General features: G+C 48.8%; 15 protein-coding genes, 1 tRNA gene and 1 pseudogene. 15 read left to right on the top strand and 2 right to left on the bottom strand.

Features of this window, described 5'->3' with window-relative positions; all coding sequences use genetic code 11:
* The first annotated feature begins 273 nt into the window (after positions 1-273).
* From AAA952_RS12660 to AAA952_RS12650, 3 genes are all read left to right on the top strand, one after another.
* Entirely contained in the window at positions 274-1,185 is a 912-nt protein-coding gene (locus AAA952_RS12660; RefSeq protein WP_263192155.1) for an NYN domain-containing protein, read from the top strand.
* A 453-nt stretch (positions 1,186-1,638) separates the two neighbouring features.
* Positions 1,639-2,199, top strand: coding sequence for a MarR family winged helix-turn-helix transcriptional regulator (locus tag AAA952_RS12655; protein ID WP_113941237.1), 561 nt, complete (start codon positions 1,639-1,641; stop codon positions 2,197-2,199).
* Entirely contained in the window at positions 2,192-2,944 is a 753-nt protein-coding gene (locus AAA952_RS12650; protein WP_113941238.1) for a siderophore-interacting protein, read from the top strand. Before AAA952_RS12655 ends, AAA952_RS12650 begins: the two co-directional genes overlap by 8 nt.
* A 97-nt stretch (positions 2,945-3,041) precedes the next feature.
* On the opposite strand, the gene hutI is transcribed toward AAA952_RS12650, so the two are convergent.
* Complete coding sequence (gene hutI / locus AAA952_RS12645; protein ID WP_338257478.1) at positions 3,042-4,268, bottom strand: imidazolonepropionase; 1,227 nt, start codon at positions 4,266-4,268, stop codon at positions 3,042-3,044.
* A gap of 173 nt (positions 4,269-4,441) precedes the next feature.
* Between hutI and hutC the strand changes: the two genes are divergently transcribed.
* The 9 genes and pseudogenes from hutC to selB form a co-directional block, all read left to right on the top strand.
* A complete protein-coding gene (hutC, locus tag AAA952_RS12640; RefSeq protein ID WP_263142239.1) occupies positions 4,442-5,149 on the top strand; it encodes a histidine utilization repressor in 708 nt (235 codons plus the stop codon).
* Between the two features lie 155 nt (positions 5,150-5,304).
* Entirely contained in the window at positions 5,305-6,972 is a 1,668-nt protein-coding gene (hutU, locus tag AAA952_RS12635) for a urocanate hydratase (protein ID WP_113941241.1), read from the top strand.
* Between the two features lie 52 nt (positions 6,973-7,024).
* Positions 7,025-8,566: a histidine ammonia-lyase gene (gene hutH / locus AAA952_RS12630; protein ID WP_338257473.1), complete on the top strand. Its 1,542-nt coding sequence runs from the start codon at positions 7,025-7,027 to the stop codon at positions 8,564-8,566.
* Between the two features lie 675 nt (positions 8,567-9,241).
* Positions 9,242-12,256 (top strand): formate dehydrogenase-N subunit alpha, encoded by a 3,015-nt coding sequence (gene fdnG / locus AAA952_RS12625; RefSeq protein WP_338257471.1) that lies wholly within the window; start codon positions 9,242-9,244, stop codon positions 12,254-12,256.
* 2 nt (positions 12,257-12,258) lie between these two features.
* Positions 12,259-13,170 (top strand): formate dehydrogenase subunit beta, encoded by a 912-nt coding sequence (fdxH, locus tag AAA952_RS12620; RefSeq protein ID WP_338257469.1) that lies wholly within the window; start codon positions 12,259-12,261, stop codon positions 13,168-13,170.
* A complete protein-coding gene (locus tag AAA952_RS12615) occupies positions 13,167-13,808 on the top strand; it encodes a formate dehydrogenase subunit gamma (protein ID WP_105250947.1) in 642 nt (213 codons plus the stop codon). The genes fdxH and AAA952_RS12615 overlap by 4 nt, the downstream gene beginning before the upstream one ends.
* Entirely contained in the window at positions 13,808-14,713 is a 906-nt protein-coding gene (gene fdhE, locus AAA952_RS12610; protein WP_105250948.1) for a formate dehydrogenase accessory protein FdhE, read from the top strand. Before AAA952_RS12615 ends, fdhE begins: the two co-directional genes overlap by 1 nt.
* Before the next feature lie 96 nt (positions 14,714-14,809).
* Positions 14,810-16,231 (top strand): L-seryl-tRNA(Sec) selenium transferase, encoded by a 1,422-nt coding sequence (gene selA / locus AAA952_RS12605; protein ID WP_263164158.1) that lies wholly within the window; start codon positions 14,810-14,812, stop codon positions 16,229-16,231.
* Positions 16,228-18,075 (top strand): annotated as a pseudogene (selB, locus tag AAA952_RS22375) (selenocysteine-specific translation elongation factor); the annotation flags it as partial. The gene selA and the pseudogene selB, both read left to right, overlap by 4 nt.
* Positions 18,076-18,144: 69 nt before the next feature.
* Here the strand turns inward: selB and AAA952_RS12600 are convergent.
* Positions 18,145-18,239 (bottom strand) — tRNA-Sec (locus AAA952_RS12600).
* A gap of 141 nt (positions 18,240-18,380) precedes the next feature.
* On the opposite strand from AAA952_RS12600, the gene fdhD reads away from it, so the two are divergent.
* From fdhD to yedF, 3 genes are all read left to right on the top strand, one after another.
* Positions 18,381-19,217: a formate dehydrogenase accessory sulfurtransferase FdhD gene (gene fdhD, locus AAA952_RS12595; RefSeq protein ID WP_113941247.1), complete on the top strand. Its 837-nt coding sequence runs from the start codon at positions 18,381-18,383 to the stop codon at positions 19,215-19,217.
* 110 nt (positions 19,218-19,327) lie between these two features.
* Positions 19,328-20,542 carry a selenium metabolism membrane protein YedE/FdhT gene (gene yedE / locus AAA952_RS12590; protein WP_107946195.1) on the top strand — a complete coding sequence of 405 codons (1,215 nt, stop codon included), beginning with the start codon at positions 19,328-19,330 and terminating at the stop codon, positions 20,540-20,542.
* Entirely contained in the window at positions 20,542-20,775 is a 234-nt protein-coding gene (yedF, locus tag AAA952_RS12585; RefSeq protein ID WP_107946196.1) for a sulfurtransferase-like selenium metabolism protein YedF, read from the top strand. Before yedE ends, yedF begins: the two co-directional genes overlap by 1 nt.
* The last annotated feature ends 8 nt before the right edge of the window (positions 20,776-20,783 follow it).

Here is a 20,783-nt window from a genome sequence, read left to right as displayed (position 1 = left end):
ATTTTACAGAAGACCTATGGGTACCGGATTACATTCGACAATGATTAACAGTTCTGCTGAGTGGCTACTCAAAGCGTTGAATATCTCTTGGCCAACCAGATTCTAAGGTGGCAACTCTTCAGTGGGGCGTTGCATAGTTGACATGCATGTCAATAGTGTCGATAATGTAGGCAACAACTAACCCTTCTGTCACGCGTGGCATTGCGACCCCTGATGGTTGGGAGATAAAGCCGGCGAAAGCCGGTTTTTTCATATCTAAAGGAATATACTAGTTTGAAAACAAGGGTTTATGTCGATGGATATAACTTGTATTACGGTTGTTTAAGAAATACTAGCTATAAATGGTTAGATTTAAAAAAATTATTCCTTACCTATATTCTCCCCAGTTCCGTTCCGTTTCCATACACAGTAGATCCTATTTCGATTAAGTTTTATACTGCGAAAATTTTAGAGAAAGCTGGGCGAGCCCATGATTCTGTCGCTGATCAAGATGCTTATCATAGAGCATTGCGCATGGCCTATTCTGATAAGAGTGTTGAGATTATCGAAGGATATTATTCGATAGATCAAGTTTCTGCTTATTTGATTGATTCTAATAATCCTAATGTCTGGCCGAGAAATTGCCAGCGTGCGAATATTTGGAAGTTAGAAGAAAAACAGAGTGATGTTAATTTAGCATTGGATTCAGTTGTAGATGCAATACTCGATCCTGAACTTGAACACATTGTTTTTGTAACGAATGATACCGATATCGTCCCCGCATTACGTAAACTAAAGCAAGTAACAACAGCTAAAATTGGTCTGATTATCCCAACTCGAAAATTAGAAAGAAGTCCAAATGCAGATTTAGCCGAGCTTGCTGATTGGACGAGGACTCATATTACTACTGATGAATTGAGTCTTTCACTGTTACCTCGTTCGATTACTGGGTTAAAAAAATCTGTGAATAGGCCTATTTCATGGTTTGGTCAACCAGCCATTGTTAATGATATTTTACATGTTTTAGAAGAAGTCATTCCTAGTCCTGCAAAAAGATGGAAATGGTTAGACGAGGTAAAACCTAGTCCAGAGGGATTACCTGTTTTAAGTGATATCCCAAGTAATTTATTAGACTTTGAAGAAACTGCTTTGGATGTTTTAATACATGCAAGAGCTTATGTTGAATACCGAAAAAAAAGTAACTGATTCACTCTGTACCAGACTGACTCATCACACCGCTAAAACCCGCCATTGGGCTCTACATTTGCTATTAGAACGCATTTTTTTACCCTAAAATGAATCAAATTCCTTAAGAACGGATTCAAGTAACTTTGATGACGGCACATTATCAACATAACGAGTTTGTGATGGTGGCGCAGTTTCCTGTAACGCAAATTGCATCAGGCTAATGGCCAAACTAGGTCATCAATATGCACGGGAGTTGATTAGATTAAGCACTGGTTTGTAAGTGACCGTTCGTGACAGGGAGGTCACGGTCGAGCCCTCAAGGATGAGTTTATGGCGCGTCACTGGAAAGCCAGTGCTTAATCATTTTCTGATTATTTGCACATTGCCGCACACTCAGTACAGGGCTGCTTAGTTGACACAATCAACTAATCTCGATATTGTTGATACAGTCAACTATATCGAGAGCCTTCTATGTCGTCATTGTCACTCAGTGAAACCTTACACAGATTAGTGCATGCCTACAAAAAGCAATTGCGTAGTGATATTGCTGCACAAGAGATTGATTTACCTGTCACTCATATCCGTGCCTTGAAGGGGGTTTGTCGTAATCCTGAATCGACGGCCCAGTCTATCGCCCTGCGTATGCAGCGGGATAAAGCACAAATTACCCGTGTTCTTAATGAGCTACAGCAGAGCGGGTTGATCACTAAAATCGATAACCCTAAGGATGGCCGCAGCCAGTTACTGCGACCCACGGCTGAGGGGGAAAAGATCATGACTCAGATCAATGCCTCAGAACGTAAAACCGTGGCGCGCATGACGCAGGCGCTCAGTTCAGACGAAGTCGATACTTTTATTAAACTTGCCAATAGGATCAGTAAAAGTGTGGATGATGCCGCTGCCGCCAAAAGTGAAACTGATTGCCTTACTCAAAAAAGACCATCTAGTAAGCCAAAAGATACGGCTGGAAAAGGAGCCATTGAGTTGCGCTTAACGGCAGAAAACGCAATAGGAGAAAATCATAATGAATAAACCTGCACCACGTGAGCTAGAAGTGATCCGCTCCACTTATATTACTCCGCATATGTTACGCATCACCTTAGGCGGTGCGGGATTGGCTGGATTTCCTGCCGATCAAGAGAGTGCCTATATCAAGTTGTTATTCCCGCAAGCGGGTGAGCGTCCATTAATGCGAACTTACACTATCCGTCAGCAACGCGATGATGAAATCGATGTGGATTTTGTGCTGCACGATACCGACGGCCCCGCATCGAGTTGGGCGAAAACGGCGCAGGTGGGCGAACTCATTCAAATTGGTGGACCCGGGCTTAAAAAACTGATCAATTTTGAGGCGGATTGGTTTTTACTCGCAGGTGATATGACAGCCTTACCCGCCATTAGCGTGAATCTGGCAAAATTACCAAACAATGCCGTGGGTTACGCTGTGATTGAAGTGCTAAGCGAGGCTGACATTCAGCCTCTCGTACATCCTGAACACGTGGAGCTGCATTGGGTGATCAATCCTGAGGCCGATCCCGAAGGTCGCCCTTTGATCGAGCGAATTGCCCAATTACCTTGGCTTGCTGGCGAGCCCGCCGTATGGATTGCCTGTGAATTTAATAGCATGCGCGCGTTAAGAAGACACTTTAAGCAAGCGCATTCATTGCCTAAGAGTCATTTTTATACCTCGAGCTATTGGAAAATAGGTTGTAACGAAGGTGAGCATAAGCTGGTAAAACAAGAAGATGAACAGTTAGAAAATGGGGCCAGTGTTTAAATCCAGATAAGGTCGCCAAGTTTGACTTAACGACCTTATCTAACCTTTCGCTTATGCCGTTTTTGCTGCTGATGCACCTATTATTGATGCACTTAGGCTACTGGTGAACTAGCTTGCCATTCTTCACCACATCTTTGCAGGGATTCACGCCATAGCTGTAGACCAACTGCGCCGGTGTGGCGATATCCCACAGACAAAAATCGGCTTGTTTGCCAATGACTAAACTGCCGACGTTATCTTCAATCCCGAGTGCCTTGGCGGCATTTAAGGTGAGTCCTGTTAAGGCTTCTTCTGGCGTTAAACGGAACAAGGTGCAGCCCATATTCAGCATTAACAGGGTTGAGCAAATGGGGGATGAACCTGGGTTAAAATCGCTGGCGAGCACCATAGGTACGCCGTATTGGCGCAGTAAATCGATAGGTGGTTTTTGGGTTTCCCGCAAAAAGTAAAAGGCGCCCGGCAGCAGTACGGCGCAGGTGCCGCTTTCACTTAAGGCTTTTACGCCCGCCTCATCTAAATATTCGATATGATCTACAGACTTAGCACCAAGACGTGCGGCCAGTGCACTGCCGCCCATATTGGTTAACTGCTCGGCATGGAGCTTAATCTCTAAGCCCGCCGCTTTGGCTGCGCTGAGAACCCGTTCGGTTTGCTCAAGGTTAAAGGCGATATTCTCGCAGAACACATCCACTGCATCGGCAAGATTTTCGGCGATCACTGCGGGTAGCATCTTATTGATAATTAAGTCGACATAGCCGTCGCTATTGTCTTTGTATTCTGGCGGAATCGCATGGGCGCCAAGGAATGTGGTCTTCACATCCACGTGGTGATGTTTGCCGAGCTCGCGGGCGACACGCAGTATTTTGAGTTCAGTTTCAGTATCTAAGCCGTAACCCGATTTGATCTCAACCGTAGTCACCCCTTCTTTGGCCAGCGCGTTTAAACGCTGACGGCCGAGTTCAAATAATTCTGCTTCATCCGCTTCGCGGCAAGCTTTAACGGTCGAAATAATGCCGCCACCTGCACGAGCAATTTCTTCGTAACTGGCGCCCTGTAGGCGTAACTCAAATTCATTGGCGCGATTACCGGCAAAGATTAAGTGGGTGTGGGCGTCAATTAATCCTGGGGTGATCCAGCCGCCTTTGCCCCTGTAAACGGGAATTGACAAAACATCGAAGGCGGGCAGTTCGCTGCGGGGGCCAAGCCAAGCAATTTTACCATCTTTTACTGCGATGGCCGCGTTGGTGATCGCACCATAAGGTGCTGATACGGAAGGGTCCATTGTGGCTAAGTTAACGTCTATCCAAACCTGATCCCAAGACATGTATTCCCCTCGCTGTGCTGGCAGATGTTAACCAAGTGATTAACGGTTTATTAAATTTATGTGAGCTGGCTTGTATTTACTTGTATATACAAGCTAGGATTGTAGCCGCAATTTTGAACGTTTGAAAGAGTGAATAGTACCTAGATTCTAGCGCTTTATATTGAGGAAATGTTTTGGCTACTCCTAAGTTTGCAGAAATTAAGCAATACATTATCTCCTCTATCGAGTCGGGTGAGTGGGAAGAGCATGCTCGCGTGCCTTCTGAGAATCAGCTTGCCGATTTGTTTACCTGCAGCCGAATGACGGCGCGACGTGCGCTAACCGAGCTGACGGATAGCGGCGTACTCGAACGCTCCCAAGGGCTCGGCACCTTTGTGGCTGGGCGAAAATCCCAGTCGTCTATGTTGGCGATTCGCAATATTGCCGACGAAATTAAAGACCGCGGCCACGGCTATAGCGTACAGCAATGGGTGCTAGAACAAACCGTTGCCAGTACAACTATCGCAATTTCCCTTGGACTTGAGCACGGTGCAAAGGTATTCCATTCGATCTTAGTGCATTGCGAGCAGGGTTTACCGCTGCAAGTCGAGGAGCGTTATGTGAATCCCGAGTTAGTGCCCGATTATTTATTGCAGGATTTTACCCAGCAGACACCCCACGAATATTTGTCCCAAGTGGCACCGCTGACCGAGGCGCATCACACGATTGAGGCGATTATCGCCAGCGCCGAATTACAGCAAAGGCTCGAGATCCCCGCGACTGAGCCCTGTTTACAGATTTTACGCCGCACTTGGTCACGCCAAGGCGTGGTGAGTTTTGCCAAGTTAGTTCACCCCGGTAGCCGCTTTAAACTCGGCGGCCACTTAACTTTTAGCAAGTAGCGCCAGTGGCGTTATTTACCGATTTAAATCAGTCACTCTAATAGCTGTACCTTTATAAGTTAAAAGATAAAAACACAATAAAAACAATAGTGCTAACCCGTATTAGCGACTTAGCGAATACGAGTTAGCACCACAGGTTGAAAGAGGAAAATTCAATGGATAAGCGCCACGACCCAAGCCGCCGTATTATTGCACCGCATGGCACACAATTAAGCTGTAAGAGTTGGCTCACTGAAGCGCCAATGCGCATGTTAATGAACAACTTACATCCCGATGTCGCCGAGCGCCCAGAAGACTTAGTCGTCTATGGTGGTATCGGCCGCGCCGCCCGCGACTGGGATTGCTACGACAAAATCATCGAAGTCTTACAACGCCTCGAAGATGACGAAACCTTATTAGTGCAATCGGGCAAACCTGTGGGCGTATTTCGCACCCACGCCGATGCGCCGCGCGTGTTAATCGCTAACTCAAACCTAGTGCCACATTGGGCGAACTGGGAACATTTCAACGAGTTAGACAAGTTAGGTTTAGCCATGTACGGCCAGATGACGGCGGGTTCGTGGATCTATATCGGCACTCAAGGCATAGTCCAAGGCACCTACGAGACCTTTGTCTCGGTCGCAAAACAGCACTTTGAGGGTATCTCTAAAGGCAAATGGATCCTCACCGGCGGGTTAGGCGGTATGGGCGGCGCACAAACGCTGGCGGGCACTATGGCTGGCTTCTCAGTGTTAGCCTGTGAAGTCGACGAGACCCGTATCGATTTCCGCCTGCGTACTCGCTATGTTGACAAAAAAGCTACTTCGCTCGATGAAGCATTAGCCATGATTGAAGAAGCGAACCAAGCTGGCAAGCCAGTATCCGTTGGCTTACTGGCGAACGCCGCCGATGTGTTTGCTGAATTAGTTAAACGCGGCGTTACCCCAGATGTCGTGACCGACCAGACCTCGGCACACGATCCATTAAACGGTTATCTGCCGCAGGGCTGGACTATGGCTGAGGCTGCGGCCATGCGTAAAACCGACGAAGCGGGCGTAGTGAAAGCGGCGAAAGCCTCGATGGCGGTGCAAGTACAAGCCATGCTCGACCTGCAAACCGCGGGTGCAGCCACGCTCGATTACGGTAACAACATTCGCCAAATGGCGTTTGAAATGGGCGTTGAAAACGCCTTCGATTTCCCAGGTTTTGTACCTGCTTATATTCGTCCACTGTTCTGTGAAGGCATTGGCCCGTTCCGCTGGGTGGCGTTATCTGGCGATCCCGAAGATATCTACAAAACCGACGCTAAAGTCAAAGAACTGATCCCAGATAATCCACACCTGCACAATTGGTTAGACATGGCGCGCGAACGTATTGCCTTCCAAGGTCTGCCTGCGCGTATTTGCTGGGTGGGCTTAAAAGATCGCGCTCGCTTGGCGTTAGCTTTCAACGAAATGGTTAAAAACGGTGAGTTGTCGGCGCCCGTGGTGATTGGCCGCGATCACTTAGATTCTGGCTCAGTTGCCAGCCCGAACCGCGAAACCGAATCTATGCTGGACGGCTCAGATGCGGTATCCGATTGGCCATTGCTGAACGCACTACTCAACACCGCTAGCGGTGCAACTTGGGTGTCTTTGCACCACGGCGGCGGCGTCGGCATGGGCTTTAGCCAACATTCGGGTGTGGTCATTGTGTGTGACGGCACAGATGCGGCGGCAAAACGGGTTGGCCGCGTGTTGTGGAATGACCCTGCGACAGGCGTGATGCGCCATGCCGATGCGGGCTACGAGATTGCGAAAAACTGCGCCAAGGAGCAGGGCCTCGATTTACCTATGCAAGACTAGCCGATGCTAACGACTCAATAACAATAATAACTAAAAGCTTGGAGCTAAAAATATGAAATCTGTGAATCACTTAGTGTTAACGCCGGGCAGCTTGAGCCTAGCGCAATTGCGCGAAATCAGCCGTCATAAGTTGACACTGGAACTCGCACCAGAGGCGATTACTGATATCAACACCAGTGCGCAAATCGTGCAAAAAGTGTTGGATGAAGGCCGTACCGTTTACGGCATCAACACGGGCTTTGGCTTGTTGGCCAATACCAAGATAGCGCCCGAAGATCTGCAATTGCTGCAACGTTCTATCGTGTTGTCACATGCCGCAGGTACAGGTCAATACATGCAAGATGCCACAGTGCGCTTGATGATGGTGTTAAAAATCAACTCATTAAGCCGTGGTTTTTCAGGCATTCGTTTAGAAGTGATTAACTTCTTAATCAGCTTAGTGAACGCCGAAGTTTATCCCTGCGTGCCTGAAAAAGGTTCAGTCGGCGCCTCGGGTGACTTAGCGCCACTGGCGCACATGTGTTTGCCTATGCTGGGTGAAGGCGAAATGAGCTATCGAGGCGAGTTAATTTCCGCCGCCGAAGGTTTAGAAATCGCCGGCCTTAAGCCTATCGACTTAGCGGCGAAAGAAGGGTTGGCCCTGTTGAACGGCACACAAGCGTCGACTGCGCTGGCGCTGGAAGGGTTATTCCACGCCGAAGACTTGTTCGCAGCAAGTTCAGTGATCGGTGCCATGAGCGTCGAAGCGGCTATGGGCAGCCGTAGCCCGTTCGATCCTCGCATCCATGCGGCGCGTGGTCAGAAAGGTCAAATCGATTCAGCCATGGTGTTCCGTCATCTGCTGGGCGAAGAGTCTGAGATCAGCGTGAGCCATGCAAACTGTGAAAAGGTGCAAGATCCTTACTCACTGCGCTGTCAGCCACAGGTGCTGGGTGCTTGCTTGACGCAAATTCGCCATGCGGCCGATGTGTTAGGCACTGAAGCCAATGGCGTAACCGATAATCCACTGGTGTTCCAAGACACCGGCGATATCATTTCGGGTGGTAACTTCCACGCCGAACCCGTGGCTATGGCGGCGGATAATTTGGCGATTGCGATTGCCGAACTGGGCTCCATTGCCGAGCGTCGTATCGCACTGTTAATCGATTCTAGCCTGTCGAAACTGCCGCCTTTCCTGGTGAAAAACGGTGGCGTTAACTCAGGCTTTATGATCGCCCAAGTCACTGCGGCGGCATTGGCGTCTGAGAACAAAACCTACGCTCATCCGGCATCAGTTGACAGCTTGCCAACATCGGCTAACCAAGAAGACCATGTTTCTATGGCGACCTTTGCTGCCCGCCGCTTGCGCGATATGAGCGAAAATACCCGTGGTGTACTGGCAATTGAATTGTTAGCGGCGGCGCAGGGTTTAGATTTCCGTGCGCCTTTAGCCCCAAGTGCTGCAGTGGCTAAGGCTAAAGCCGAATTACGTGAAGTTGTCGCTTATTACGATAAAGACAGATACTTCGCGCCAGATATCGAAGCCGCGACAGATTTGTTGTATACAGCGAGCTTTAACACTTATTTGCCAGCAGGAACGCTAGCCAGCTTTTAGGCGTTTGTTTTAGTTTAATGGCTGAACAGGTGTTTACTTTGCGAGAATAGGCTGCACTGAGGCGCTTTTGTTATCGCGCCCAGATTTTGCACCTCAATGTGCTAAAAATAAGCGTTAAAAGGCAAAATTTAAGGTGCAGGCAGATTGCTTGTGCCTTTTTATTTGGTTTTTTCCTGCTTTTCCTCGATCTTTGTCTTTGCCATTTTGGTGTGTTTAACACCGCAGACTCTGCAATTTTTACCCTAATCTTTACATTGTCAGTTTTTGTGGCTGTCTATCCCTCTAGAAACCGTTACCTTTGTGTTTTTATCCGCCATCATTATGCATATTTGAATGTATGTAATCATTTTTAATAACCACAACCCTATGATATGGGACAATATGGGCTTGCAATGTTGGACAAATTGTCCTTTGTGGTTTTTTGGTTTTTAATTCCTTTTATTGTTCTTTGATTATTATTAGTTGGGTTTTAATTCTTTATTTGTAATATTTTTTGGAGTTAAGTTCTGTGGTTGTTTATTTGGGATCTTGATCTCATGTCATTATTTGTTATCTATTTCTTCTTTGGGGATAATCTTAAATTAAGTGTGGTCTTTAGTAGGACTCACTCAATCGGTTGCCATTTTTACCACAGCAACCACTAGACTCATAACGACAAGAGTGTGAGAGGACGCAATGAACAGACGCCAGTTTTTTAGACTGTGTGCTGCCGGAGCTGCCACCTCAGCAATTTCAGCGTTGGGATTGATGTCCGAAAAGGCCTATGCGGCCGTTCGAGAATTCAAACTCATTAGCGCGAAAGAAACCCGCAATAACTGCTGCTATTGCTCAGTGGGTTGCGGATTGCTGATGTACAGCAAAGGAAGTAACGGCAAAAACGCCGAACAAAGTATTTTCCATATCGAAGGGGATGCAGACCATCCAGTCAACCGCGGGGCCTTGTGTCCTAAGGGCGCTGGTCTAGTGGATTATGTGAACAGCCCTAATCGTCTTAAATATCCTGAGTACCGTGCGCCAGGCAGTAATGAATGGACTCGTATCAGCTGGACTGAAGCTTACCAACGCATCGCCCGTCTGATGAAGAATGACCGTGATGCTAACTTGATTGAAAAGAATTCTGCTGGGATGACGGTTAACCGTTGGCTTAGCACTGGGATGATGACCTCGTCGGCGATGCCGAATGAAGGCGGCTATATCACCCAGAAATTTGCACGGGCACTGGGCCTAGTTGCAATCGATACTATTGCGCGTAACTGACACTCTCCAACGGTAGCAAGTCTTGCTCCGACATTTGGACGTGGTGCCATGACCAACCACTGGATCGATATTAAAAACTCTAATTTGATCATTATTATGGGCGGTAATGCTGCAGAGGCTCACCCTGTCGGATTCGGCTGGGTTACAGAAGCTATGCAACATAACGACGCTAAACTTTTGGTGGTCGATCCTCGCTTCACCCGTAGCGCCGCTGTGGCCGATTACTATGCGCCGATCCGCTCGGGCACAGATATCGCCTTCCTGCTCGGGGTGATCCGCTATCTTATTGAAACCAAACAAGTGAACTACGACTATGTGAAGGCTTATACCAATGCCAGTTACATAGTGCGCGAAGACTTCTCTTTTAGTGAAGGTCTGTTCAGCGGTTTCGATGAAGAAACAGATAGCTACAATAAAGAGTCTTGGTACTACGAGTTAGACGAACAGGGTTACGCGAAAATTGATCCTAGCTTCGAACATCCACGCTGTGTGTGGAACTTAATGAAGCAACATGTAGAACGCTATGACTTTGAAACAGTAAGCAATATTACCGGTACGCCGATTGCGGACTATGAGATCGTTTGCCAACAAATTGGTAGCACTCATACCCACGATAGAGCCGCGACCTTTATGTATGCCTTAGGTTGGACTCACCACAGTAAAGGGGCGCAGAACATTCGCTCTATGGCCATGGTGCAGTTGCTGCTGGGTAACATTGGGGTGTTGGGCGGTGGTGTTAACGCTCTGCGCGGACACTCGAACGTGCAAGGCGCGACCGATATGGGTTTATTGTGTCAAAGCTTGCCCGGTTACCTCAAGTTACCGAACGAAAAAGACATTAATCTTAAAACCTATCTCCACAACTATACCCCTGTCGCTCTGCGTCCGGGTCAAACCAACTATTGGCAAAATTACCCTAAATTCTTTGTTTCGCAAATGAAGAGCTTTTGGGGCGATAACGCCACGGTTGAAAATGACTTTGGTTATGACTGGTTACCGAAATGGGACAAGCAGTACGACTTTACTAAACACTTAGATATGGCTTTCCACGGCGAAGTGAATGGCTACATTATCCAAGGTGTTAACGCCATTAACTCTATGCCAAACCGTAATAAGGTACTCAAAGCCTTGAGTAATCTTAAATACATGGTGGTGTTGGATGCCTTGGCAACGGAAACCGCAACCTTCTGGCAAAATGCCGATGGCTTCAATGAAGTCAATCCCGCTGAAATCATGACGGAAGTGTTCCGTTTACCTACGACATGTTTTGCCGAGGAAGAAGGTTCCATCGTCAACTCTGGCCGTTGGATGCAGTGGCATTGGAAGGGAGCTAACCCGCCAGGTGAAGCCAAGCCAGATGCTGAGATTCTCTCTGGCGTCTTAATGGCAATGCGTGAACTGTACAAACAAGAGGGCGGTAAGCTGCCTGAGCCAGTGCACGCGATGAGCTGGAATTACCACAATCCTCACTCACCGCACGCTGAAGAAATCGCTCGCGAGCTTAACGGTAAGGATCTCGTGACTCAACGTCAGCTCAGTAGTTTTGCTGAACTGAAAGCTGATGGTAGTACCGCCAGCGCCTGTTGGATTTATGCGGGTTCTTGGACCGAAGAAGGCAACTTGATGGCTCGCCGTGACAACCATGATCCTTCCGGTAAAGGTGTTACTCCGGGTTGGGCATTTGCTTGGCCAGCAAACCGTCGTGTGCTGTATAACCGCGCTTCTTGCGATATCAACGGCAAACCTTGGGATCCAAAACGCACTATCGTCGAGTGGGTTGACGGTAAGTGGCACGGTATCGATGTGGGCGACTTCAATATGAAGTTAACACCACAGGAATCCGCTGGCCCCTTCATCATGCAACCCGAAGGTGTGGGTCGTTTCTTCGCCCTTAAACTATTGGCCGAAGGTCCGTTCCCTGAGCACTACGAGCCGATGGAGTCGCCTATTGGGTTGAACCCGTTACACAAGGTCACCAGTAACCCTGCGGTACGTATGTTACCGGGTGTGAAGGAAACCTTAGGTTCCCATAAGGACTTCCCTTATGTGGCAACTACTTACTGTGTAACTGAACACTTTAACTTCTGGTCTACGCATGCTCGTTTAGCTGCGATTTCTATGCCTGAAACCTTCGTCGAAATCGATGAAATGTTAGCGGCAGAAAAAGGTATCGCCAATGGGGATTGGGTCACTGTCAGCTCTAAACGCGGCAGCATTGAAACCAAAGCTTTAGTGACTAAACGGCTACAGCCGTTAAAGGTAAATGGCCAGTTAGTCCATACCGTCGGGTTACCCCGTCACGGCAGCCATAATGCACTCACTCGTAAGAGTTACTCCTGTAACGTACTCACCACGGAAGTGGGGGATGCAAATACACAGGTGCCTGAGTTCAAAGCATTTTTGGTTAACATCACTAAAGCGGAGGGGATCTGATTATGGCATCACAAGACATTATCCGCCGCTCCGGTACTTCAGCGGTGACGCCTGCGGCAAAGGGGCGTAATTCGTCAGAAAAGGTCGCCAAGCTGTTCGACGCCACTAAGTGTAATGGCTGTAAAGCCTGCCAAGTGGCGTGTTCTGAGTGGAATGATTTACGGGAAGAGGTAGGTACTTTCCAAGGCAGTTACCAAAACCCTATGTCGCTATCGGGCCAATGTTGGACCCTGATGCAGTTCCATGAGGTGATGGAAAGCAACAAGCTGCGTTGGCAATTTACCCACTCGGCCTGTATGCACTGTGCCGACCCTGCCTGCTTAACGGCCTGTTCGACCTCTGGCGCGATTATCCAGCACGCCAATGGTGTGGTGGACTTCGATTCGGACAAATGTATCGGCTGCGGTTATTGCGCCAGTGCTTGTCCCTTTGATGTGCCCAAAATCGATCCTAAGGATAACAAGGCCTACAAGTGCACTATGTGCTCTGACCGCTTGGCTGTGGGATTGGAACCTTCCTGCGTTAAGTCCTGTACCACAGGGGCGCTGCGTTTTGGCACCCGTGAGGACATGTTGTTCTACTCGCAAAAACGGGTCGAAGAACTGAAGGAAAAGGGCTTTGCTAAGGCAGGACTGTATAACCCTGAGGGTGTAGGTGGCACTGGTATGATGATGATATTACACGATATCAATCAGCCCGAAAGCTACAACATGCCTGATAACCCGCAGATCCCACTGTCACTCACTCTGTGGCAGGACTGGGTCAAACCTTTAGGCACTATGGGCATTCTTGCCACTGCCGCCGTCGCTTGTCTGCATAAGATCACCGTCGGTCGCAACATAGTTGAAGAAGACCAACCGGGTTATCAACCGCCAGAGGAAGAGGCTAAGCAGGAAGAGGGGGCCGACAAATGAGCAAGCATGATAAGCAAGAAATGATAGTGCGTCACAAGCTGTTCGATCGCATCTGTCATTGGTTCATTGTGGCGGTTGGCCTAGTGACATTTCTCACTGGCTTTTCCTTCTTCTATCCGTCGTTTCAATGGCTGGGGGCGATAGCGGGCACACCGCAATTGGCGAAGTTTATTCATCCCATTGCGGGCTTGATGATGTGCTTACCTTTGATGTTGATGTTGGTGCGTTACTACAAACACAACAAATGGGAAAAGCACGACCTCGCTTGGATGCTCGCCATTAAGGATGTGATGTTCGAGAACGAGGAGAAAATCCCGCCTATCGGCCATTACAACCCTGGGCAAAAGGTATTGTTTCGCGCCTTCGTGCTGACATCTATCACTTTAACGGTGACGGGAATCATCATGTGGCAGCCTTACTTTGCACCCTATTTCTCCGCCACTGTGGTGGGTTGGGCCATTCTGTTGCACGCCATTTGTGCGCTCATCATGTTGATTTTTGTGATGGTACATTTTTGGATGGCGACATGGGTGGAAGGGTCGGTTAAGGGCATGCTTTACGGCAAAGTCTCTAAGGCTTGGTGCCGCAAACATCACCCTGTGATGTTGGATGAACATTCGGACGTGGAGAAACATTAATGAGTCATACAGCCGAGATACCTCTGGCCCAAGGCAGCGAATCGCCGCTGGAACTTAAACCGTTAAAAGCGGCAGATCCCCAAGCTGTGTATCACAGAAGGGCGCAGCGTTTGCTGTCATTGGCCAAGGACTCGCCGCTGGCTGATTACTTTGAGCTATGTCGCCGTTTGGTCTCTATACAGGCCAGGTTAGCGCAGGAGGCTGACTTCGGTAAGCTTCTCGCTTGGGGGGAAGATGAGGCGACTCCGCTTTCTCTGTTGGGCTCAGAGGCAGATAGCTATTGGCAAGGACTGCTACAGCAACTGTTAAGTGATTTGTTGCCGCAGGTGGATGAATCCATAGCTCGGGTAGTGCGTTTGTTGATGCAGCAATCACCCGAGCAACTGAGTTCGTGGGGGCGTTCACTACGCCAAGGGCATGTCAGTGAAGTGCCTGCCCGTTTTAGCTTATTCATCTGGGCGGCGATGGGCGTTTATTGGTCGCATTGGGCACCTATGGTCATCAAGCGGATGGATCCGTGCAAGGTGGCGCAGCAGAGTATGTGTCCCGTTTGTGGATGTCATCCGGTGGCGAGTGTGATTGTCGATCAGCCCCGAGCTGGTTTGCGCTACCTGCATTGCAGTCTGTGCGAGAGCGAATGGCATTACATTCGTGCCCATTGCACCAGTTGCGGTCAGGACAAAGAGATGACGATTTGGTCGCTAGATGATGCCAAGGCTCAAGTGCGGATCGAAAGCTGCGATGAATGTCATGGCTATACCAAGATGATGTTCGTCGAAAACTCGCCGTCTATGGATGTGGCGGCAGACGATCTCGCAACCTTGATGTTAGACAGTGAGCTAAATGCTAAGGGCTTTGGTGCAACAACACTGAACCCACTGCTACTGGCCCACGAAACCACGTAAGCCACATAGCTTAAACAAATGCGGGAGGGAGTCGGGTTGCTGATCCCTTCCTGCTTTTTATAAACCAATGGCAATAATATAAACAAAATGACACAGATGATGACCCAAGCACCTGAAACACTACAAGTTCTGTACCGAGCTTTGCCTTCAATGGATAGCCTACTTGCAGAGCCTAGTTTTGTGGTATTGCAGCAGTCCTACGGCAAAGCGGCAGTAAAGGCCGCACTGGATACCCAGTTAAAGGCGGCGCGCAGCTTAATCGGCCGTGAGCACTGTTTGCCGACATGGTGTGGCGAGCTTGCGCAATTGCACAGATGTTTGGTTGATCGACTGTCTAATGATTACAGCCACAGCTTAAAACCTGTATGGAATCTCACTGGCACCATATTGCATACCAACCTTGGCCGAGCGCAGCAGTCAGAAGCGGCAATTCGAGCCGTGACTTCTGTTATGCGCTACCCCACACCGCTGGAATTTGAGCTTGCGGCAGGTGAACGTGGTCACAGGGATAATGCAATCAGTGCTTTAATCCAGCGCTTAACGGGTGCCGAGGCTTGTTGTGTTGTGAATAACAATGCCGCAGCTGTGTTGTTGATGCTGTCAGCGGTGGCTGCGGGGAAAGAAGTCATAGTCTCCCGTGGTGAGTTGGTGGAAATTGGCGGCGCGTTTCGCATCCCTGACATTATGCGCCAAGCGGGTTGCACCTTAGTCGAGGTCGGCAGCACCAATCGGACTCACCTTAAGGATTATGAGCAGGCCATTACTGAAAATACCGCTGCGATAATGAAGGTCCACACCAGTAATTATCATATTAGTGGTTTTACTGCCGCAGTGGAGGAGGCAAGGCTGGGTCAGTTATGCCGTGAGCGTGGCATATCACTCATTTCAGATCTTGGCAGCGGTTCACTGACGGATCTGCGCCGCTTTGGCCTAAAACAAGAACCTACGCCCCAAGCCATGCTAGCCGATGGTGTCGATTTAGTCAGTTTTTCCGGCGACAAACTATTGGGTGGCCCTCAGTCTGGTTTGATCGTTGGCAAACAGTCGCTGATTAAGAAGTTACAGAGTCATCCACTAAAGCGCGCCCTGCGTTGCGATAAGCTGATCTTGGCGGCGTTAGAAGCGACATTGATCCACTATCTTAACCCTGAAACCTTAGACATTGAGCTGCCTATTATGGCGAAATTTGCCCGTAGCCAAGAGACGTTATGGCAGATTGGTCGTCGCTTACAGCAAGCTTTGGTTCCACACTTTGAACCTTGTTATCGCATTGAGTTAGTCGAGTGCCAAACACAGGTCGGCAGTGGCTCGCAGCCCGATACTTTTTTACCCTCAGTGGCGTTGTGTTTTACCGCACTCAATGGCGGCAGTTTAAGCCTATTAGAGCAACATTTTAAGCAGGCGGCACGGCCTATCATAGGTCGCATGAGTCAGGACCAACTCAGATTAGATCTGCGCGGTCTTGATAGTGAAGCCGAACTCCTCGCCGAGTTGAGTACGTTAGGTGTGCAGTTGTGATCATTGTGACTGCGGGTCATGTCGATCATGGCAAGAGTACGCTTATTCGCGCTTTGACTGGGATGAATACCGATCGTCTGCCGGAGGAAAAACGCCGCGGTATGACGATCGATCTCGGCTATGCGTTTATGCCGCTTATGGATGGTTCGCGCCTTGCTTTTATTGATGTGCCTGGGCATGAAAAATTTATCAACAACATGCTGGTGGGCGTGAGTCATGCTCGCCATGCCTTACTCGTGCTGGCCTGTGATGATGGCGTTATGCCACAAACCCGCGAACATCTGCAAATTCTTGCGCTCTTACCTTTGCACAGTTTGACCTTAGTGCTAACTAAGCGGGATTTAGTTGATAGTGGCACGGCGGCACAGCTTGTCGCCGACGGACTCTCTTTGCTCGCCGAGTATGGCATTGAGGCCAGTGGTGTTTTTGAAGTGTCGGCGAATAGCACCGCCGACTTAGCATCTCATGGCGTGGCGGCGCTGAAGGCGCATATTCTTGATTTAGGTGAGCAAGAGTCAAAGCGGGCGGAGGATGCCAGCAGCTTTAGGATGACGCTCGATCGCGCCTTTAGTGTGAAAGGTGCGGGTTGTGTCGTGACTGGCACAGTGATCAGCGGCAGCGTATGTGTGGGGGATAGTCTTTTTAGCTCAGGGCAAAAGGCCAAACTCAGAGTGCGAGGCATACATTGTCAGGGACAAGAAGCCCAAAGGGCTGTCACGGGTACACGCGTAGCACTCAATTTAACGGGTATCGATAACCATAGGGAGCCAGAGCGTGGCGATTGGTTGAGCAGTTTGCCTCAAGCCGAGCTCTGTAGCCGTCCTGTTGTGCACATTCGAGCTTTCGATTTTTTAGGCTGTGAGCCATTAGTGCATTGGCAAAATGTCCACTGTCACCATGGCGCTGATCATACTTTAGGTCGAGTTTCCCTGTTAAATGAAGCTGATGAAGAAGGCTTCTGTCTGGCGGAGTTAGTACTCGAAAAGCCACTACTCCTATGCCAAGACGATCGAATTGTCCTGCGACACATTGGGGGTAAACAGACTTTAGGTGCGGGGCGAGTGTTGGCGCTGAAAGTCCCTAATCGTAAGAAACGTACGCCTGAACGAGTCGCGAGATTACTGCAATTAGCACGCTTGGATAATCCTGCCCATGTGGTGGCTTTACTCGGCCAAACTCAGGCGCTAGAGCTTGATGAAATCGCGTGGCGTTGGCAATTAACCGACGAAGGGCTGGCAATGCTGTTAGCCCAAGCGGGTTTAGTCCGTTTTGGGGCATTTGCTGTAGCGACAAGTTTACTTGAGCAAGAAAAACAACAGTTTATTACTTTACTTAGCGAGTTCCATCAACAGCATCCCGATCAACTTGGGCTTGGGCGTAATCGCCTGCAACGCATGAGCCATAGCGCTTTGCCGCCCGAATTAGCCAATAAAGTGCTCGATACGCTTTGCCAAGAAGGTCGCATGGTGCTGCGTGGTGCCTTGTTGCAGCTCGCTGAACACAAAATAGTGCTAGATGCTGAGGCGCAGCATTGTTGGCAGGCGCTTGCGCCTTGGCTGGCACAGCAAACAGCCCCTGTATGGGTCACCGAAATGGGCGAATACCTTGAGCTTGAACCTGCCAAATTAAGGCTGCTGTGTTTCCAGCTGGTGCAGCAGGGGTTTATTACTGCAGTGGTGAAAGACAGGTATTTGCTCAGCGAACAAATCTGTTACTACGCCAGCTTAGTGCGTACTCATATTGCAGAACACGGCAAGCTCGAAACGGCAGAATTTAAAGATATGGTTGGGCTTGGGCGTAAGGTGAGTATTCAACTGCTTGAGTTCTTTGACAGAAGTGGTTTTACCCGTAGGAAGTATCGCAGTAATAGCCGAGAAGTTCGGGATGCGGAGTTGTTTTTTTCCCATGAGAATTGGCGGAAGAACATAGGAGTCGAACCTACCCAGGACTGCTGGCAGCCCTACCCGGATTTGAAATCCGGACGCCTCACCGGAGACGACGTTCTTCCAATAGAAGACCTAGGGATAGTAGAAAATGCGTAAAGATGATTCAAGGCGATTCTTATTTAGTTTATGGGTTTGTGATACAAGTCTTAAATTGTCATCAAACTAATTGTTTTTATTTGGTTTTATAGTTTTAAAGGGGCGCTATGGAATATCATTCACATGAAGTGGTGACAGAAAGAAACGTGATCTTGTTAGAACATGGGCACGCATCTGAGCTGACAGACTACTTAGCTAATGAAGTGCGGGTCGCACTGGTCTATAACGGCATAGCGCATACCGTGATGTTGGCGAGCCCTCAAGATTTAGAAGCCTTCGCTATTGGTTTTACGTTATCTGAACGTATCGTTTCCCATATCAATGATATCAAAGGGGTGGAGCTCGAGTTCACCAGTGAAGGCGTGTTGATCCAAGTGGAAATCAACCAACGATGCTTTATGGAACTCAAGCAACAAAGGCGCAATATGGCGGGGCGCACAGGTTGTGGATTGTGCGGTGTTGCCCAGCTCGAAGAGGCCGTCAAGCCTGTGATGCGGGTGGACTCAGATGCCAGATTCGATATCGAACACTTACAGGTTGCACTTGGGCAAATTCAAGATAATCAACAACATTTTAAGCTGACGGGCGCCACTCATGCGGCCATGGGGCTTAACCATCAAGGACAGATCATCGCCGCCTATGAGGATATAGGCAGGCATATCGCACTAGACAAGCTAATTGGCGCCTTTTCCGCTCACAATGTGGAACGTCCTGTGGCCGTATTGCTCACCAGTCGCGCGAGTTTTGAAATGGTGCAAAAGGCCGCTAGTGCCAATATCCAAATTCTGTTTGCTATGTCCGCCGTGACTTCACTGGCGTTGGAATTAGCAGAGAAAAGCAATATCACGCTTATCGGTTTTTGCCGTAATGGCAGGGCAACGCTTTACACCCACGGTTATCGCCTGTTGGGGCAGCAGTGTGTCAGCTTAGCTAAAGCCATTTAAGCGTGAGGCCACTTGAGATTGAGGTTGTCGAACGACTTCAATCATTCTGGCACACAGGTTATAAGCGCATTGCGCTTATTTTTTATAGTCTCGTTCATTAGGGTAATGACATGACATGGCAACAATTTAAACAAGAATATTTGGTCCGTTTTTGGGCGCCTATGCCAGCGGTTATCGCTGCAGGTATCCTTTCTACTTACTATTTTGGTTTGACGGGAACCTTCTGGGCTGTTACTGGGGAATTCACTCGTTGGGGTGGTCATTTACTGCAGTTTTTAGGTGCAGAACCAGAAACTTGGGGTTATTTCAAAGTGATAGGTCTGCAGGGCTCTCCTCTAGATCGTATCGACGGCATGATGATTATCGGTATGTTTGGTGGTTGTATTGCTGCTGCGCTTTGGGCCAATAACGTCAAACTGCGTATGCCACAGAGCCGTATCCGTATTGCTCAGGCACTGATCGGCGGCATTATTGCTGGCTTTGGTGCCCGTTTAGCTATGGGTTGTAACCTTGCCGCCTTCTTCACGGGTATTCCGCAGTTCTCTTTACATGCTTGGTTCTTTGCTTTGGCGACTGCGGCAGGTTCTTACTTTGGTGCAAGATTTACCTTACTACCTATGTTCCGTATTCCGATAAAACTGAAAAAGGTAAATAAAGCGACTTCAATCAAGCAGGACGAAAACCAAGCTAGACGTCGTTTCCGTATCGGTATGTTGGTGTTTGTAGGCATCGTCGGTTGGGGGTTATTGACTATGTTCAATGCGCCAAAACTCGGCATTGCTATGCTCTGTGGTGTTGGTTTTGGTTTATTAATCGAACGGGCCCAAATCTGCTTTACCTCAGCGTTTCGCGATATGTGGATCACTGGTCGTACTCACATGGCGAAGGCGATTATCTTAGGTATGGCGGTCAGTGCGATAGGTATTTACAGCTATGTGCAACTGGGTGTGCCACCTAAGATCATGTGGGCTGGCCCTAATGCGGTGATCGGCGGCTTACTGTTTGGTTTTGGTATTGTACTGGCTGGTGGTTGTGAAACGGGTTGGATGTATCGTGCAGTCGAAGGCCAAGTGCATTTCTGGTGGGTGGGCTTAGGTAACGTGTTGGGTTCAACCTTACTGGCGTATTACTGGGATGATATCGCTCAGCCATTAGCAACGAACTGGGACAAAGTGAATTTACTGACCAGCTTTGGCGATAAAGGCGGATTATTGCTGACCTATGTGCTGCTGGGGCTCTCCTTTGGCGCTATGTTGCTGTGGGAAAAACGTTTCTTTGCTCGTAAGGCGAAGCGTGATGAACAATTGCTAGCGGAGGCGGCGTAATGGCTCAATATATTCCAGATTATCAACTCGATATGGTGGGTGAACCTTGCCCTTATCCCGCAGTGGCTACCCTTGAGGCTATGCCAAAGTTAAAGCCCGGTGAAATTCTCGAGGTGATTAGTGACTGCCCGCAGTCTATTAACAACATTCCCCTCGATGCTAAAAATCATGGTTATAAAGTGCTGGAAATTGAGCAGAATGGTCCGACTATTCGTTATCTGATCCAGCGTTGAGGATAGGA

The organism is Shewanella sp. M-Br (genome assembly GCF_036245925.1).
GTDB lineage: Bacteria > Pseudomonadota > Gammaproteobacteria > Enterobacterales > Shewanellaceae > Shewanella > Shewanella oncorhynchi.
Note: the sequence above shows the minus strand (reverse complement) of the source record. Positions and strands in the feature narration are given on the sequence as shown.